The organism is Carnobacterium sp. FSL E2-0243 (assembly GCF_038003605.1).
Classification (GTDB): domain Bacteria; phylum Bacillota; class Bacilli; order Lactobacillales; family Carnobacteriaceae; genus Carnobacterium; species Carnobacterium maltaromaticum.
On record NZ_JBBOPM010000001.1, the window covers coordinates 1,938,845 to 1,955,728 of the forward strand.

The 16,884-nt window shown below is 33.5% G+C and carries 18 protein-coding genes and 1 pseudogene; 3 read left to right on the forward strand and 16 right to left on the reverse strand.

Annotated features, from left to right (window positions below; genetic code table 11):
* Positions 1-149 precede the first annotated feature (149 nt).
* From argJ to MHI00_RS09100, 3 genes are all read right to left on the reverse strand, one after another.
* On the reverse strand, positions 150-1,346 hold the full coding sequence (argJ, locus tag MHI00_RS09090) for a bifunctional glutamate N-acetyltransferase/amino-acid acetyltransferase ArgJ (RefSeq protein WP_341112975.1): 1,197 nt from the start codon (positions 1,344-1,346) through the stop codon (positions 150-152).
* A gap of 28 nt (positions 1,347-1,374) precedes the next feature.
* A complete protein-coding gene (gene argC / locus MHI00_RS09095) occupies positions 1,375-2,406 on the reverse strand; it encodes an N-acetyl-gamma-glutamyl-phosphate reductase (protein ID WP_341112977.1) in 1,032 nt (343 codons plus the stop codon).
* Positions 2,407-2,819: 413 nt separating this feature from the next.
* Complete coding sequence (locus MHI00_RS09100; RefSeq protein WP_010050159.1) at positions 2,820-3,419, reverse strand: nitroreductase family protein; 600 nt, start codon at positions 3,417-3,419, stop codon at positions 2,820-2,822.
* 365 nt (positions 3,420-3,784) lie between these two features.
* Between MHI00_RS09100 and MHI00_RS09105 the strand changes: the two genes are divergently transcribed.
* Both MHI00_RS09105 and MHI00_RS09110 read left to right on the forward strand, forming a co-directional pair.
* The gene (locus MHI00_RS09105; protein ID WP_341112982.1) at positions 3,785-4,702 is read left to right on the forward strand and encodes an ABC transporter ATP-binding protein; all 918 of its coding nucleotides are present in this window, start codon (positions 3,785-3,787) and stop codon (positions 4,700-4,702) included.
* Entirely contained in the window at positions 4,695-5,465 is a 771-nt protein-coding gene (locus MHI00_RS09110) for an ABC transporter permease (protein WP_010050155.1), read from the forward strand. The genes MHI00_RS09105 and MHI00_RS09110 overlap by 8 nt, the downstream gene beginning before the upstream one ends.
* 100 nt (positions 5,466-5,565) lie before the next feature.
* Here MHI00_RS09110 and MHI00_RS09115 read toward each other — a convergent pair whose 3' ends face one another.
* The 7 genes and pseudogenes from MHI00_RS09115 to rpe all read right to left on the reverse strand — a co-directional run bounded on the left by MHI00_RS09115 (position 5,566) and on the right by rpe (position 11,160).
* Positions 5,566-6,018, reverse strand: a complete 453-nt coding sequence (locus tag MHI00_RS09115; protein ID WP_341112988.1) for a GNAT family N-acetyltransferase — start codon at positions 6,016-6,018, stop codon at positions 5,566-5,568.
* A 279-nt stretch (positions 6,019-6,297) separates the two neighbouring features.
* Positions 6,298-6,594 (reverse strand): annotated as a pseudogene (locus tag MHI00_RS09120) (IS3 family transposase); the annotation flags it as partial.
* 113 nt (positions 6,595-6,707) lie between these two features.
* Positions 6,708-7,445: a DeoR/GlpR family DNA-binding transcription regulator gene (locus tag MHI00_RS09125; RefSeq protein ID WP_056998741.1), complete on the reverse strand. Its 738-nt coding sequence runs from the start codon at positions 7,443-7,445 to the stop codon at positions 6,708-6,710.
* 120 nt (positions 7,446-7,565) lie between these two features.
* Positions 7,566-8,939 carry a PTS transporter subunit EIIC gene (locus MHI00_RS09130; protein ID WP_341112991.1) on the reverse strand — a complete coding sequence of 458 codons (1,374 nt, stop codon included), beginning with the start codon at positions 8,937-8,939 and terminating at the stop codon, positions 7,566-7,568.
* 52 nt (positions 8,940-8,991) lie between these two features.
* The gene (locus MHI00_RS09135) at positions 8,992-9,918 is read right to left on the reverse strand and encodes a sugar phosphate isomerase/epimerase family protein (RefSeq protein ID WP_056998739.1); all 927 of its coding nucleotides are present in this window, start codon (positions 9,916-9,918) and stop codon (positions 8,992-8,994) included.
* Positions 9,919-10,037: 119 nt separating this feature from the next.
* Complete coding sequence (gene rpiB / locus MHI00_RS09140) at positions 10,038-10,475, reverse strand: ribose 5-phosphate isomerase B (RefSeq protein ID WP_056998738.1); 438 nt, start codon at positions 10,473-10,475, stop codon at positions 10,038-10,040.
* Between the two features lie 37 nt (positions 10,476-10,512).
* On the reverse strand, positions 10,513-11,160 hold the full coding sequence (rpe, locus tag MHI00_RS09145; protein ID WP_057000360.1) for a ribulose-phosphate 3-epimerase: 648 nt from the start codon (positions 11,158-11,160) through the stop codon (positions 10,513-10,515).
* A 206-nt stretch (positions 11,161-11,366) separates the two neighbouring features.
* Here rpe and MHI00_RS09150 point away from each other — a divergent pair, with 206 nt between their 5' ends.
* On the forward strand, positions 11,367-12,371 hold the full coding sequence (locus MHI00_RS09150; RefSeq protein WP_057000359.1) for a LacI family DNA-binding transcriptional regulator: 1,005 nt from the start codon (positions 11,367-11,369) through the stop codon (positions 12,369-12,371).
* 278 nt (positions 12,372-12,649) lie between these two features.
* Here the strand turns inward: MHI00_RS09150 and MHI00_RS09155 are convergent, their stop codons facing one another.
* The 6 genes from MHI00_RS09155 to MHI00_RS09180 all read right to left on the reverse strand — a co-directional run bounded on the left by MHI00_RS09155 (position 12,650) and on the right by MHI00_RS09180 (position 16,729).
* Positions 12,650-13,510 carry a phosphotransferase family protein gene (locus tag MHI00_RS09155; protein WP_341112996.1) on the reverse strand — a complete coding sequence of 287 codons (861 nt, stop codon included), beginning with the start codon at positions 13,508-13,510 and terminating at the stop codon, positions 12,650-12,652.
* A gap of 74 nt (positions 13,511-13,584) precedes the next feature.
* On the reverse strand, positions 13,585-13,860 hold the full coding sequence (locus MHI00_RS09160; RefSeq protein ID WP_010050153.1) for an ArsR/SmtB family transcription factor: 276 nt from the start codon (positions 13,858-13,860) through the stop codon (positions 13,585-13,587).
* 161 nt (positions 13,861-14,021) lie between these two features.
* Positions 14,022-14,390 (reverse strand): thioesterase family protein, encoded by a 369-nt coding sequence (locus MHI00_RS09165; protein ID WP_033257152.1) that lies wholly within the window; start codon positions 14,388-14,390, stop codon positions 14,022-14,024.
* A 26-nt stretch (positions 14,391-14,416) separates the two neighbouring features.
* Complete coding sequence (locus MHI00_RS09170; RefSeq protein ID WP_080569727.1) at positions 14,417-15,610, reverse strand: CCA tRNA nucleotidyltransferase; 1,194 nt, start codon at positions 15,608-15,610, stop codon at positions 14,417-14,419.
* Complete coding sequence (gene dapB, locus MHI00_RS09175) at positions 15,610-16,401, reverse strand: 4-hydroxy-tetrahydrodipicolinate reductase (RefSeq protein WP_057000356.1); 792 nt, start codon at positions 16,399-16,401, stop codon at positions 15,610-15,612. The genes MHI00_RS09170 and dapB overlap by 1 nt, the downstream gene beginning before the upstream one ends.
* Complete coding sequence (locus MHI00_RS09180) at positions 16,394-16,729, reverse strand: nucleotide pyrophosphohydrolase (protein ID WP_010050146.1); 336 nt, start codon at positions 16,727-16,729, stop codon at positions 16,394-16,396. The genes dapB and MHI00_RS09180 overlap by 8 nt, the downstream gene beginning before the upstream one ends.
* Between the last annotated feature and the right edge of the window lie 155 nt (positions 16,730-16,884).

Genomic DNA, 16,884 nt, shown 5'->3' on the forward strand with positions numbered 1-16,884 from the left:
GAAGGTCTGACTCAAAAGAACTGGCCTGAATAAAAAGTTTGTTGAGTCGATTAGCTCCGGCAAGAAAATAAGAAAAATTGAAATGGCACTTTTTGCCATTTCGAATTTTTATCTTTTGTTGAAGTACTGACTCATAAAAGCTAACTTTATTAAGTATGGTAACAAGCATTTATTTTGACGTATTCATAGCTTAAATCACATCCCCAAGCTACACCATTCTCATTGCCAACACCAACATCTACAGTGATTCGAATGACCTCATTTTGAAGATACTCTCGTAGTGCATTTGCATCATATAAGACCGCTTTTGTTCGATTTAATACTTCAATCGGTCCAATTTCAATGTTGATATTCTCTGGATTTAATGTACCTTCGCTATAGCCTAAAGCACATATAATTCGCCCCCAATTAGGGTCTTCGCCAAACATCGCTGTTTTTACCAAACTAGAGGAAACAATTGTTTTAGCAATCATTCGTGCTTCTAAAACAGATTTAGCTGATGCAACCGTTACTTCAATTAATTTTGTTGCTCCCTCACCGTCCTGAGCAATTTTTTTGGCTAAGTGCTGACAAACAGCATCAAAAGCATTTTTAAAAATAACATAATCTGACGTATCACTTTTTAGTTCGTCATTTTTAGCTGCTCCGTTTGCCATAACTAAAACCATATCATTCGTAGAGGTGTCCCCATCAACTGTAATTTGATTGAATGTTTGATTCACACTTTGACGCAATGTTTGGTCTAATAACTTTGCGTCAATAGCTGCATCTGTTGTGATGAATGCTAACATAGTCGCCATATTGGGATGAATCATACCTGAACCTTTTGCCACACCTGAAATAGTCACCTTTTTTTTATTCAAGAGAACTTCCACCACAATCAACTTTTCACAGGTGTCCGTTGTCAAAATACTTTCGTGAAAATCACTTGGCTCTCCTTTTGAATAATCAAGCGCCGTTATCCCAGCTGTAATTTTGTCCATAGGCATTGGTTCGCCGATAATCCCTGTTGAAGCTACCGCAATTTCGGTTGCCGGAATACCTAATTTATCCGCTGTTAATTGCCGCATTTGGTAAGCATCCTCTATCCCTTGATCCCCATTACAAGCATTTGCATTTCCACTATTCACTATAACTGCTTGTAATGTTTGGCCATTCTTCAAGCTATCTTTCGTTATATTAATTGGTGCAGCTTGAAACTGATTCGTTGTATAAACAGCTGCAGCTTGGGCTGGGAAAGTTGAATAAATTAACCCAATATCTTTCTTTTTATATTTTAATTTACCGTGTACACCCGCTGCAAAAAAACCAATTGGTGAAGCAATCGTTCCTTCGATATTTTTCATTTATTCATTGCTCCTTTTCTAAAATTACTTATGGAAAAATCGGGCTAAATTTTAAACCATCATTAGGTGCGAAACCAAAACTCTGATTTAAATTTTGGACTGCTTGACCAGCGGCTCCCTTGACTAAATTATCAATCGCCGAAACGATAATGACTTGATTTGTAGTAGGATTTACTGTCATTCCTATATCGCAAAAATTTGATCCCACAACTTGTTTAATGGTTGGCAATTTGTTTGGTGCTTGAATTCGAACAAACGGTTTATCGTTATAATGACTCGTATAAAAAGCGTTTAACTCCTCTGTTGTTAATCTGCTCTTTAACTTAGCATATATCGTGGTACTTATCCCTCGCGTAACTGGAATTAAGGAAGTTGAAAATTGAATGGTCTCAACTCCTGACTGCCATTTTTTTAATTGCTGAATGATCTCAGGGATATGTTGATGTTGATTCATTTTATAGATTGTTAAATTATCATTGATTTCCGTGTACATGCTTGTTGTTTGCATTGATTTTCCGGCGCCAGATAAACCTGATTTGGCATCGACAACAATCGAATCTAGCTCAATAAGGTCTTCTATTACCAAAGGGGCTAAAGCAAGTAAGGTTGCTGTTGCGTAACATCCTGGATTTGAAATTAATTTTTGCTTTTTAACATCAGCCCATTCACTTAAACCGTAAATAGCTTGATCCAATAGCCCTTTTTCAGCTGCTGGAAAATGATACCAAGTTGGATAATCGTCAGGATTTTTCAAACGTAAATCTCCTGATAAATCAATAACCGTCAAACCTGCCTCAAGAAACGGTGCCACTTGATCCTTTGCTATTCCTGAAGGAGCTGCAAAAAAAACAACTTGGCTATGTTGACAAATACGTGAAACATCAATTGGTTCTAATGGTAATTCGCAAATCCCTTTTAAATGCGGATATAAATATGCAACATTTTCTGAATAATTAGAATAACTATGCAAAGAAAAAATCTCTACTTTTGAATGTGATTCTAATAAACGAATTAATTCTAACCCACTATATCCCGTTGCCCCAATAATAGAAACCTTCAAAAAACCACTCCTTATTTGAATATAAAGCTTATTATAGTCAAAGACATTCTAGAAGTCAACTTGTTTAACGCACTTTTTCTAATCTTTTTCTAATCTTTGTATAAATGCATAAACAATGTATAAAAACACCCCGAGATATTCACTTATACTAACTAAAAAAAGAGCTAGAAATGATCATGGAATTGTCATTTCTAGCTCTTTTTTTAGGAAGTCTCATAGATTCTCTTCGATTCATCACATTAGTTAACTAGTTTTGACCAACTCTTTTAAACTAGCTCTTCGAAATTTCGAAGGAACAAAAATACTTTAGCAAATCATCTCTAATTCAATTCTGCATAATTTAAACACATTTTTCACTCTCAAAAAAACCCTTATTTCCAAAGAAATAAGGGTTTAACAATTCATCTAATTAATTAGTTGAATACACGGAATCTTGCTGCATCATCCATATATTCTTTTTCGCCAGCTTCTGCTACGATTGAACCAAAAGGCATTTGTGCTCTTAAATTCCAAGCTGCTGGTAAATCCCACTCTGCTTTAACTGCATCGTCAATAAGTGGATTGTAATGTTGTAAACTTGCACCAATATTTTCTTCTGCTAAAGCTGTCCAAACAGAATGTTGTGCGATTCCGCTTGATTGCTCTGACCAAACTGGGAAATTATCTGCATATAATTCAAATTGGTTTTGTAAGTTTTTCACGATATCTGTATCTTCAAAGAATAAAATTGTTCCATATCCAGCACGGAATGAATTCAATTTAGCTAAAGTTGGCTCAAATGCATCTGCAGGAACTTCTTTTCTCAGCGCATCTTCAACAATACTCCATAATTTATTATGAGATTCGTTAAATAATACTACAACTCGAGATGTTTGTGAGTTGAATGATGCTGGGCTTTCTTTAACTGCTTCTTTTACCAATGACACGATTGCATCATCTGCTAATGTTACATCTTTACCAATTCCATAGATAGAACGACGATTTTTTAATAATTCAATATATTTGTTTGACATGTTGTTTTCCTCCTCTAATTTGCTTACAAACAATATATTACCATCTTTCTTTTAGTAAGTAAACCTTTTTTACTTACTTTTTTAAAGTTTTATACAAAACAGGCTATTTGTGCACTTTCACTCCACTAACAAATAGATTTTACCCCTTATTGTTCTTCTAACATTCCACTTCCTAAGTAGTTTTTTAAAATTTCTCAGTCCATACTTCCCTCAGCTAAATAGCTCTGCTTGACATTAGATTCGCATTAATCTATATTTAACATAGATATCTATCTATATATAGAAGTAGATTCTATAAGATAGCTTTCACATACTGATAGCTATTGATCCATATAATTTATATCAATAAAAGGAGCGTTTATTAAATGACCTATGCACTTGAATTAACAGATTTAAAAAAAGTCTATGCAACAGGCGTGGAAGCTTTGCGAGGCATCAATTTAGTCGTAGAAGAAGGTGATTTTTATGCATTATTGGGTCCAAATGGTGCTGGAAAATCAACAACAATCGGCATTATTACATCACTTGTTAACAAAACTTCTGGAAAAGTAAAAGTTTTTGATTATGACATTGATACAGACTTAGTTCGCGCAAAACAGCAGATTGGTCTCGTCCCTCAAGAATTCAACTTTAATCCATTTGAAACAGTGGAACAAATAGTTGTCAATCAAGCAGGCTATTATGGTGTCCCTCGAAATGAAGCGCTGAAACGTAGCGAAAAATACCTAAAACAATCTAATTTGTGGGAAAAACGCCACGAGCGCGCACGTATGCTCTCTGGAGGAATGAAACGTCGCTTAATGATTGCACGAGCGTTGATGCATGAACCGCGTCTACTAATTTTAGATGAACCGACCGCCGGTGTTGATATTGAATTAAGACGAGAAATGTGGACATTCCTAAGAGAATTGAATGAGAATGGCACCTCTATTATCTTGACAACCCATTATCTAGAAGAAGCCGAGATGCTTTGCCGTAATATTGGTATCATTCAATCTGGTGAATTAATTGAAAATACAAGTATGAAAACTTTGTTAGCAAAATTAGAGTTTGAAACCTTTATATTTGATTTAGCTCCTTACGACAAAAAGCCAGCAATTAACGGCTATCAAAGCTTTTTTGAAGATGACTTGACGCTAGCAGTTGAAGTTGAGCGCAATCAAGGGTTGAATAACTTATTTGAGCAACTGACCAAACAAAATATAAGTGTGCTCTCCATGCGCAACAAATCCAATCGACTGGAAGAACTATTTCTAAAAATCACGGAGGAAAAACATGTATAAATTATATTTTACAGCACTGAAAAGCTTAGCAGCAAAAGAAACCAACCGCTATCTACGAATTTGGATCCAAACCTTAGTTCCGCCTGTTATTACAACTTCGCTTTATTTTGTCATTTTTGGAAATCTAATTGGAGGAAGAATCGGCGAAATAGAAGGATTTTCTTACATGGAGTTTATCGTACCAGGACTCATTATGATGTCTGTTATTACAAGTTCGTATTCAAATGTCGCTTCTTCTTTTTTCTCACAGAAATTGCAAAAGAATATTGAAGAATTATTAATTGCGCCTGTTCCCACACATGTTATCATTTGGGGATTCGTCATTGGCGGACTCGGTAGAAGTATCTTAGTTGGCACACTCGTTACAATCATCTCATTGTTTTTTGTTCCACTTCATGTTTACTCATGGTTCATTGTTATCGTTACACTCCTTATGACGGCCATTTTATTTTCATTAGCTGGTCTACTGAATGGTGTTTTCGCTAAGTCTTATGATGATGTCTCAATTGTCCCTACTTTTGTTTTACAGCCACTAACTTATCTTGGTGGTGTGTTTTATGCTATTTCAATGTTGCCGCCATTTTGGCAAGCAGTTTCTAAAATTAACCCAATTGTTTATATGGTTTCTGGATTCCGTTATGGCTTCCTTGGACAAACGGATGTCCCAATCGCATTCTCTTTATCTATCCTTGTTCTCTTTACCATCATTTTATATAGTGTTTGCTGGTATTTAATTAATAAAGGTCGAGGTTTAAGAAGCTAGGCCTTTATTTCGAACTTTAAAAGCCGAAAAGATACTGTCTTTTCGGCTTTTTTCTCTACATAATAAGAGCATCTGTAATTAATACTTAAATGACTAAAAATTAAATTTTACACAACATAATCAGTTCACCGTCATCATCTGTTTCTCCAGAATCAATAAAACCAAACTCTTCATATAAGTGAATAGCTAGCTTATTATTCAAATCAACACCTAACGCAACCGCATTTGTAAGACCATATGCTTTTTCCCGAATGTTATACATTACCGCTCTCATCGCTTTTTTTCCATAACCATAACCTTGATATTTCGCATCAATTAAAAAATGCCAGATATTATACATCTGATCATTTTCATCAAAAACAAGTGAAACGTATCCAATTAGTTGTTCCTCTTCATATATTCCGTAAGGACTTACTGCATCTCTGGATACATAAGCATATGCTAGACTTTTACTCGTAGTTGCAACGAAACTTTTTTGACTTTCCTTAACTTGTAGTTGTAAAATATCTTCAATATTCTCTTTAGTGACCTCTTTCAAGCTAATTTGATTCATTTTTTCTCTCCTAATCCTTCAATTAGTCAAGTAAATATAATCCATTCAACACGTAAAAGCAATCACTTGACCAAGATTCCTTTTATTATTTAAATTACTCATTTTTATCATAGTAATCACTCCTTCATTTATAATTATGAAAATAGTATAACACGCGGTTTAAAACAATGCAAAGCTAGGTTGATCGAGAGATTTGGAACATACTACATAACTCATTGATGCTCATTTTCCCTTTCATACTATTTGCTAAGTCTATAAATATTTTTGGTTCCGCATCCCTTCCAATTTTTCGTACTTTTTTTTAATTTCTATTTGTTGATTTAAAAATCTGTTTTCAATTCTCAATTGTTCAACTTCAGACTCGTATTCAGGACCTTTACCAAACGTATATTGTTTCCCTAAAGGCTGAAGAAACCTATGAGTTTCCCCATTTCTATGCCAACGCCACCAAGTCTCAACTTGTGTCTTATTTTTAATAGTCAAAGCACTCATAATTTCTTTTGTTGTTTTTCCATCTAACTTCATTTTTATAGCTTTTTGCTTTACTTCAATTGGATAAGAAACTCTTGTCCCCATATGAAAAACACCTCCTGTTAAATTCATTTTACTTGATTTCAACAAGAAGTGCTTTTTTTATTGTGTCTCATTTCTTTGGGTCAGTTATCTTCTAGTCAGCACCCTTTTTTCTTTTACCTAGCAATAATTTTCATTTTTTTACTTAACTCAGAATCAAGCTTATCCGTTATTAAAACAACTTCGTTTAAATCAAATGATTTCACTGCAGAAGTCTTATGAAATTTAGAACTATCACATAATAAAAAGGCTTCTTTCGTATAATCTATTACCGTTTTCTTTTTGGTTGCTTCAACTAAATTAGGTGTCGTAACACCGAATTTTAAATCTATGCCATTTGCTCCTAAAAAAGCTTTGTCAAATACGTATTTTTTTATGTTTGCTTCGGTTAAGGGTCCACTTAATGACGATATTTTAGGATCATAGGTTCCGCCTAAAATTGTGATTTCAGCATCAAAATTACCTGTCAATCTAAGTACATCCGTATTCGTAGTGATAATCCGAATATCTTTTTTTAGTAATTCCTTTAACAATACTGTACATGTGGAACCTGAATCTAAATAAATCGTTTCTCCAACACTGACTTCACGAGCAGCCAATTCTGCTATATAATGTTTTTCTTTTGTTTGTAAACTAGATTTTGTTGCCATAGGTAATTCTGAAACACTTGAACAAATCTTGACAGCTCCCCCTGACAATATCTGAACTTTATTTACATTTTCTAGTTCTTTTAAATCACGTCTAAGAGTAGAAATTGAAACTTCCGGAATAAATTTTTGTAATTCTTCAATTTTAATTAATTCTTTGTTTGCTAATATCTCTATAATTTTTTCTTGTCGCACATATGGAATCATAAGAAACTCCTTTCAATTTTTCATTACTTATACTTTCAAGAAAAGCCCCATTCTTAAAATACCATAAATAGACATAAATAGTAATGAAATAAGTATATTTGAAAGAAGTTCTTTTTATTTTTAAGACAACGCTTCTTCTCTATCAGTAAACATATAAGCTAAAATAGCAGATACAACCAACGAAATTCCTAGTCCAATCATTGCTTGAATAAAGTTTGAAGATTTATCTGTTACAAATGCAGGAAAAGTTGTCACACTGCCAAATACAAACGCGTTCGTTACGACTTTGGTTAGTCCTAAATAAGCACCACCTACAGCTCCACCAATGATTTGTGCTAAAAAAAGCTTTTTATTCTTTACTAATAACCCAAATAGAACAGGTTCAATAATAGCTGAAAGTGCGATTGTTACTAGTCCTGTTGCTGCAAAATTACGCAACTTTTTATTTCTTGCTTTCAAATACACACCAATTGTAGTACCAATAACTGCAAAGTTACACGCAAATGTAAAAGGAACAATATAATCAAATCCATAAGTTGAAACATTATTAATCATGATTGGATTGACAGCCCAATGGATACCCAAACTTACTAAAACACTCCAGCCACCACCAATTAACACGCCTGTCAAAATACTACTACGCTCAATCAACCAATTAACAACTTGTGCAACAGCTTCACCACTATATACACCAAGCGGGCCAATCACAATAACAGTCAGAGGAATCATTACAGATAAAGAAATCAACGGAATAACAACCAATTTCAATGTTTCAGGAACAGTTCTATCTAGAAATTTATAAAGATAAGAAAATGCCCAGATGGAAAGAATGATTGGAACAACTGTAGAATTGTAGTTCATTAAAACCACAGGTATTTTCAGAAAACTAGTCATAGCACCATTTCCGGTATTTCCCATTAACGCAATAAATTCCGGATTTAATAATGCCGCTCCAATTAAAGCTGATAAATAAGGACTAGCTCCAAATCTTCTAGCAGAAGTAAACGCTAACAATATTGGCAAGAAATAAAAAACACTCATTGATGCAACATTCAAAATACTATATGTTCCACTATTTTCAGATAAAATACCCGTTTGCACAGCTAAAATCAAGAGCCCGCGTAAAATACCAGAACCAGCTAACGCAGGTAATAACGGAGCAAATATTGCAGAAATTGCTGAAAAAATAGAACTTATAATAGTGCCAGAATTTTCATCGCTAGTATTCAAATGGACACTTCCATCACCACCTGTAACTAATGCTTCAAATTCATCGTATAGCTTTGGTACTTCAGTCCCAATTAATAATTGATATTGTCCAGCTTTATTCACAATACCAACTACACCATCAATCTCTTTTATTGATTCATTATTTGCCTTAGAAGAGTCTTTTAATGTTAATCTTAAACGTGTAGCACAATGCGTCATATTCACCAAATTATCCTTGCCACCTACATGTTCTAATATTTCTTTTGCAGCCAATTGAAAATTCATTCTCATCCACTCCCCTTATTATTTTTATTACTATCATTTAGTACTAGAAATCTTATGCTAAGATCTCTAGTACTAAATCACTAACTTTCACTCCACTATTTTCTTTGATGACGCCTGAAATATAGTCCATACCTAATTTATCTATAACAGAATCAATTTTTTTAATCATTTTGATATTTCGTTTACATTCTGCTATAGGATCTTCAATCACAGGAAATGTATCGAAGTAAAAAGCATGTTCGTAACTGTGTAATTTTGTGTAGTAAATAAATTCAATTGTTTTAATCAGACTGTTTGTTCCAATCATTAAACCATCATCATTTAACCCATATCCATCATTTAAATGGACTCCAAATAACTTTTTCCGACTTCCTAATATACTTGCTCCATAGGCAGGATTCTCATGTTTCATTAACATATGACAATAATCTAGAGTAATGCCTAAATTTTCACGTCCTACTTCATGAATCATTGACAACGACACTCCAAAACTATCTAAAAAAGCATAGGCTCTCGGTTGGAAAGGTTTGTATTCAATACTAATTTTAAGATCCGGTGCATAATCTGCAATTTGGATTAAACAGTCCTTGATTTGATTCCAAACCTTCTCGTAATCTATCTGAAATGAGTAATCAAAACCATCAAAGCCTAACCAAATAGTTACAACTTCGCCTCCTATATCACGACAATAATCACATGCCTCTTTACACAATTCTACTGCACGATCAGAAATAGCTGAATCCGCATTACCTAATTCTCCATTGATAAATTCATCTCTAAAACGAAGTGCTACACCATTCACAAGTAAATTATTTTCTTGAACTATTTCTTTCATCTTTGTTGCAGAAATATCGATTACATGTTCTGGATAATTAAAATCAACATGAGTGAGGCCTAACTGATTAAACTCTTGCAAGACTTCTTCTACACTATTATTAAATTTTGGCAAAAATGAGTTAATTCTTGTTGCTAATTTCATTTTTTATTCCCCCTTTTCTCTTCTACGAGTCAATCATAGCATTTATCTTTTTCATTTTCAATCATTATTTTTCATTTATTTTCATAAAAGTTCATAAAATTCCAAAAAAAACTCATTTTTTATTTTTCTATTTGATGAATCATTTCAATTCGATGCGCATGTCTCCCTTCTTCAAAAAGTGCATTTAACCATTCTTTTACAATCATTTTTGCTAGTTCGCTTCCGACTACTCGAGAACCAAAAGCTAAAATATTTGTATTGTTATGTTCTTTAGAAAGCTTGGCCGAATAAGGCTCACTGCAAACAACAGCTCGAATTCCATTTACTTTATTTGCAGAAATAGAAATACCTACTCCAGTACCACAAATTAAAATACCAGCATCAAAATTTCCAGATGCAACTTCTTCTGCAACTTTTTTCCCATATTGAGGATAATCCGTTCTTTCTGATGAAAAAGTCCCTAAATCTTCAATTTCATGACCTAGTTCTCTTACATATTCTATAATAATTGGTTTCAATTCAAACCCTACATGGTCGCTTCCTATTGCTAATTTCATCTTTAAATTCCTCCTATTACTTATACTAGAACTCGTACTACATTCTTAATTTAGCTATCGTTTCAGAATATGTTTCAGGTTTGCCAAACAATGCTGATGTACCTAATACAAATCCAGTCACGCCCACTTCACTAAGTTTTATAACTTTTTTAGGTGAAATGGCTCCGTCCACCATCACTTTGTAATCACTATTTTTCGATAACGCTACCAACTTTTCTATTTTAGGATACGTATATTCTAAATACTGCTGGCCAGAAAAACCTGGATGAACAGTCATGACCATTACATAATCTACTAATGCTAATAAGTCTTGAATCATCTCAACAGACGTACTTGGATTAATTGCAATTCCAGCTCTTTTACCCTTTTGATGAATCGCATCCAACGTTCGGGCAGGTTGCTGATCTGCTTCTGGATGAATATAAATAATATCGGCACCCAAATCAGCAAATTTTTCAACATATCTGTAGGGTTCTTGAATCATTAAATGAACATCCAAGGGTTTATCTGTAACAGAACGAACTAATTCAAAATCTTGCAACCCCATACCAAAATTTGGAACAAAACTACCATCCATAAAATCCATATGGAAAATGTCACTACCTGCCTGATCAAGCTCTTCAACATTTTTCTTTAAATTAGAAAAATCTGCACACATCATTGATGGACATAATAATTTCTTCATATCTATTTTTCCTCCTTTGAGATAACGATTACCCAAAAACAAAAATCACAAGTGAGTAATCGTTTACCTTGATTACGGATAATATATCATCAATATTTTAGTCTGTCAACTCAAAAAGAATTTAAAAGTTTGTATTACACTCATTTATGTGAGAAAATACAAAAGAAGATGAAAGAAAAAAAAGATGACTCAAGAGGATACTATATATGAAAAATTATTCTATTAAAGACATTGCTGAAATAGCCGGTGTTTCAGTAGCAACTGTTTCTAGAGTTATTAACGATAATGGACGTTTTTCTGAAGAAACTAGAAAAAAAGTACTGCGAATTATCGAAGAAACAGGTTATAAAATGAACTACAGTGCAAAAAATTTACGAATGAAAAAATCTTTCACTATTGGAATCTTAGTACCAGACATAAGCAACTCCTTCTTTTCTGAAGTTGTTCAACAATTAGAAGAAATTTTATTTGCTAAAGGGTATTCGACTATTATTTGTAATACTTCTAGAAGTTCAGAAAAAGAACTGGCATATCTTCGCATTTTAGAAGGAAAAGGCATTGATGGTCTCATTGTGATTTCTGGAGCAGAAAAATTTGAATTTGATTCTTCTAGCTCTGAAAAAACAATTCCATATGTTTGTATTGATCGCGAACCTAAAAATCAAAAAGACACTATTTTCATTTCGTCTAATCACTATCAAGGGGCTTTAGAAAGTACTGAAGAGTTAATCCGCAAGGGATGTCAACAGCCTGTTATTGCTATACACAATCAAAAATCTACTAGTGCAAAAGAACGTCTGAAAGGATTTAAAGATGCTTTAAAAAATAATCATATTTCTTTCAGTAACGAACAAAATTTGCTTTATGTAGAGATTGGAAATTCTAATTTTGAAAAAAGTTTACTCTCATTTCTTGCTAAGCATCCAGCTACAGATGGTATTTTCTCAATAAATGATTTAATAGCATTAGAATTAATGCTTTATCTCAAAAAAAACCATATTGATGTTCCTAAAAAAATAAAAATAATAGGATTTGATAACACTAATTCTGGTAAATACACGACTCCTAGCCTCTCATCCGTTAAACAGAATACAGATTTAATTGCTTCTCATGCAGTTAACTCTCTATTGTCTTTAATTAATAATAATGTCGAATTAGGTAAGAAAATTTTGGTTCCTATTTCATTAATTTTGAGAGAATCTAGCCAGTAAAAGTAATGGAAAAATTACACTTTTAGATTTTTAATGACATCCAAGGAGGATTCTTTCCACAAACTAAAAAATAGAAGACTGAAAATCATTTTACGATTTTCGGTCTTCTATTTTGTTTATCTTAGAACTTATGTTCCAAGCTCTTTTTTTTATCTAAATAGTGAGAGCATCTGTATTTAATTTTTACTTAAGATAATCAATTTCTTTCAAACATAGAATTAAATTATATCATCTTAACAACTACATTGATTTCACGCTTACATCCAATATAATATCCTTTACTCATTTTCATAATTCTCTAAGTAAGATTCTATTATATGTCTATTAGCTATAAAAAAAGGGTCGTCAGTATCTCTATTACTATTATGGATAAAGGATAGTCCACCTAGACCATGTAAGAATTCACAGAAATCTATTTTATGTTTATTGTCCTGTTTCAAAATGTTGATATCTGTTAAAGAATCGTAACCCTTAGCAAATTCTAACCAATAGTTATTTCCTATCTTTGATAACTCTGTTCGAATTTTTGGGAAATCAAGAAATGGATCTGTGAATTTAACTGATTCAAAATCAATTACTTGTACAGTTTCTTTTGCATCAACGATAATGTTTCCCAGTCGGAAGTCCATATGCGTGATTTTCGTCAATGAATGAGCCGAAGTGTTATTTAATGCGATTTTTCTAATCAAGTTTTGTTTTTCTATTGAAAAATATTGTAATGATTTAGTTGACCATTTCATATAAATATCTCCTAAACTTTCTTTGAAAAAATCAGGAGCTTCAACAGAATGAAACTTAGCTAGTAATTGACCCAACTTAAAGCATACATTTAAATGATTTTCTAAATAGCTACTTGAAAGAATATTTCCCTCAATATAATTTCTAATAATGTAGTAAACACCCTCCCAATTTCCAGCAAAAGATATTTCATAAAGACTCTCATCGGACAAAGCTTGAATAACTTCGAACTCCCTTTCATAATCATATTTATCTGGGAAAATCTTCATTATTTTGTTTTCAGAGTTACTATTAACTATTTTATATACCTTTGAAGTGTAATTATCTAAATATTTTTTTTCAATTTGAAAATCAGTATCAAGAGAATTTAAAATTTTTTCAACTATTTGAACATCATTCATTTTTATACTCTCCATTTTTTGAACTTTTTAGCAATAGTTTATTCACCTTATTTACCATTAAGTAACATTCAATTTTATTGTAATTTAAAAATCTGATTTGTGAGTTTTTGAAATTCTGCAATATTCTCTGATAGCAGAGAATAATAATGCCATTTACCTTCTTTACGAGCGGACACAATCCCAGCATCTATCAAGACTTTCATATGATGTGAAAGCGTTGGCTGTGTAAAGTTAAAATCATCTAAAATATCACAAGCACATTTTTCACCCGTAGAAATCTTATCTACTATCTGTAATCGATTTGGCTCAGCAATAGCTTTCATCATTTTTGATACTCTTAAATAGTCCACTATCCCACCTCCACATAGATATCTATCTATGTTTAATATAGGGGTTTATTCCTATTTTGTCAAATCCTACTTTCTCTAAAGGCTATTGCTGCTTCTGATGCTTCCCACAAACATAAAAAAACCAACAATAATAAATGACCTATTGTTGGTTCCAATACTTGTTATTTGGCTAGTTTAGCCATAAATTTTTCGCTATTTACGATGGCTCTTTGATGCGTTCCTTCAGCAATAATTGATTCTCCTGCGAAAGCCTTTAAAGTAAAGCGCAAAATATTTTTTGTTTGCTCAATCAACTCAGCCTCACATTGAATTTCTTCACTAATCCTACTCGGACGCACATGCTTCAAGTTCACTTCAATTCCTACAGTTGTTTCTCCTTCAGTAAGCAACTCTAAGATGCTGTCTTTGGCTGTTTCTTCTAGCATTGCAACTAAGGCTGGTGTTGCTAAAACAGCTAAATCACCAGATTTCATTTCTATAGCTGTTTGTTTTTCTTTAACAATAAACGTTTTACTTAGTTTAGTTATCATACTATCAGGATTCCTTTCAGAGCTCATTAAATTTCTCGTTCTTTAGCCCAACTTAAAATAGCCTCCGTTTGATTAGAAAGTCGTCCAATAAGTACTTCTCTTTCTATTTCAACTAATAATTCACCTAACCAAATACCTGGTTGGCGATTTAAAGTAGCTATCAGCTCGTTTCCCGTCACTTTTAACTGTTTCTTATTATGGATAGGCAAGTTTTTATAGTGCGTTTCTAACGCAGCTAGGTCACTTTCACCAGTTAACAAGGCGTGCATTTTTTCAACGGCTACTGCTATTTCTAAACCGGTATGATAGAGCAGTTCTTTTGACCAGTCTGTAGTCAAACGGAAATCTAACGCTCTTTTGGCTACTTCAACTTCTTGAATCGCTTTTTTTGAGCATTTCCACTCGCGCATAAAAGCATCAATAGATTGATTGTCTAATTGAATAAAATAAACAAGCAAGGTCCATGCAGTCAAACTATCAGGAAGTTCTCCACTTAAATCTGCATAGCGATATAAACCTTCTCCATGCTTTCTTAAACCAGGACAGTACTGATATAGTTCGGTTTCAATTAATTTAATCGTTGCTTGACTACGCCCTTTACCTAACAGTAGCTTAATAAATTCTACTTGTACGCGTTCTACTGCAATCTTTTCTAAAAGAGCATGGTGCTCCATAATTGCAGCTTCTGTCTTCGCTTCTAAAGTAAAGTCCAATTGGCTAACAAAACGAACACCACGCATCATTCTAAGAGCATCTTCATGAAAACGTTCCGTAGCGGAGCCAACAGCTTTAATGATACCCTTATTTAAATCTACTAAGCCATCAAAATAATCAATAATCTCGCCATCACGACTCATTGCTAATGCATTTACCGTAAAATCACGCCGTTTTAGGTCTTCTTCTAAAGATCGCACAAAAGTGACTTCATCTGGTCTTCTAAAATCTTGATAGGTCGATTCCGTTCTGAACGTAGTAATTTCATACTCTTCTTTTTGCCATAAAACCATAACGGTCCCATGCTCAATGCCCACATCAACCGTTCTAGGAAAAATAGCTTTAATTTCTTCTGGAAAAGCACTTGTTGCAATATCAACATCTGAGATAGGTTTCTTAAGAATCGTATCTCGGACACTTCCACCAACAAAATAAGCAACAAATCCAGCTTCTTCAATTTTTTGAATAACAGGAAGTGCTTCTTCAAATTCTGGAGCTAATTGCATCATAACAAATTTTCCAACCCATAAACCAATTGATTTAGTTCCATAACTTTTTCGCATCCCAATGCTACCCCAGTCATAAAGGAAGCCCGGTCATAAGAATCGTGACGTATTGTCAAACCTTCTCCAACACTACCAAATTGTACTTGTTGGTGAGCAACCAAACCTGGTAAACGGACACTGTGAATCTTCATTCCTTCGAAGTCAGCGCCACGTGCCCCTTTGATTATTTCTTTTTCTTCAGGATTTCCTTGTTGATGGTAGCCACGGGCTTCAGCAATCATTTCAGCTGTTTTAATGGCCGTGCCACTTGGAGCATCTAATTTTTGGTCATGATGCAATTCCATAATTTCAACATCAGGAAAATAGTGCGCTGCTTTTTGAGCAAATTGCATCATCAAAATCGCACCAATTGCAAAGTTAGGTGCAATTAAGCCACCAATTTGTTTTTCGCTTGATTCAGCAATTAATTCTTGAACCTGGGTATCTGTGAATCCAGTTGTCCCTACGACCGGACGAATCCCGTGCTCAATCGCAAACTTCGTATTTTCATAGGCTACTTTTGGAATTGTAAAATCAATCCAAACATCTGGTGAAATTTGGCTAGCTAATGCTTCTTTTGTCGTAAAAACAGGCACATTTTCTTCACTAAAAAGCGCTAACTGATTGATATTTTCTTCTTTTGCAAATGGATCTAAAACCCCAACTAATTCAAATTCTTTTTTATCTAAAACCATCTTAGTGGCTGTTAAACCCATCTTACCCTTAAATCCGGCTACAACTATTTTAATCATTTTTTCCATCGTTCCTTTCAAAACGGAATTTATCCCGTTGATTAAATTTTTTCATAACTAAATCAAAAGCTTCAGTCATGTCTATATCTAAAGAATTTGCCATTGATAAAACAACAAAAAGCACATCGCCTAGTTCTTCCGCTACTTCTTTGGCTGGTTCACTGGTTTTTTTTAATTTTTCACCATGATGGTGATTAATTTCCCGTGCCAGTTCCCCTACTTCTTCAGTTAAACGAGCCATTTGACCCAACGGCGAAAAGTACCCAGTCTTAAATTGATTGATATAATCATCGACCTCTACTTGCATATCTTGTAAACTTTTTTTCAAATGACTGTCCTCCTTGCTATGTTTCTCTTACTTAGTATACAATTTCTTCTCATTTGATGCTAGTCAGAAAAAGGATATTCCTTTAATAAATAATAAAAGCTCATTGAGACGATTAACACTTTCAAAAGCTTATTGAGTTTGCTAAGGATCGAATA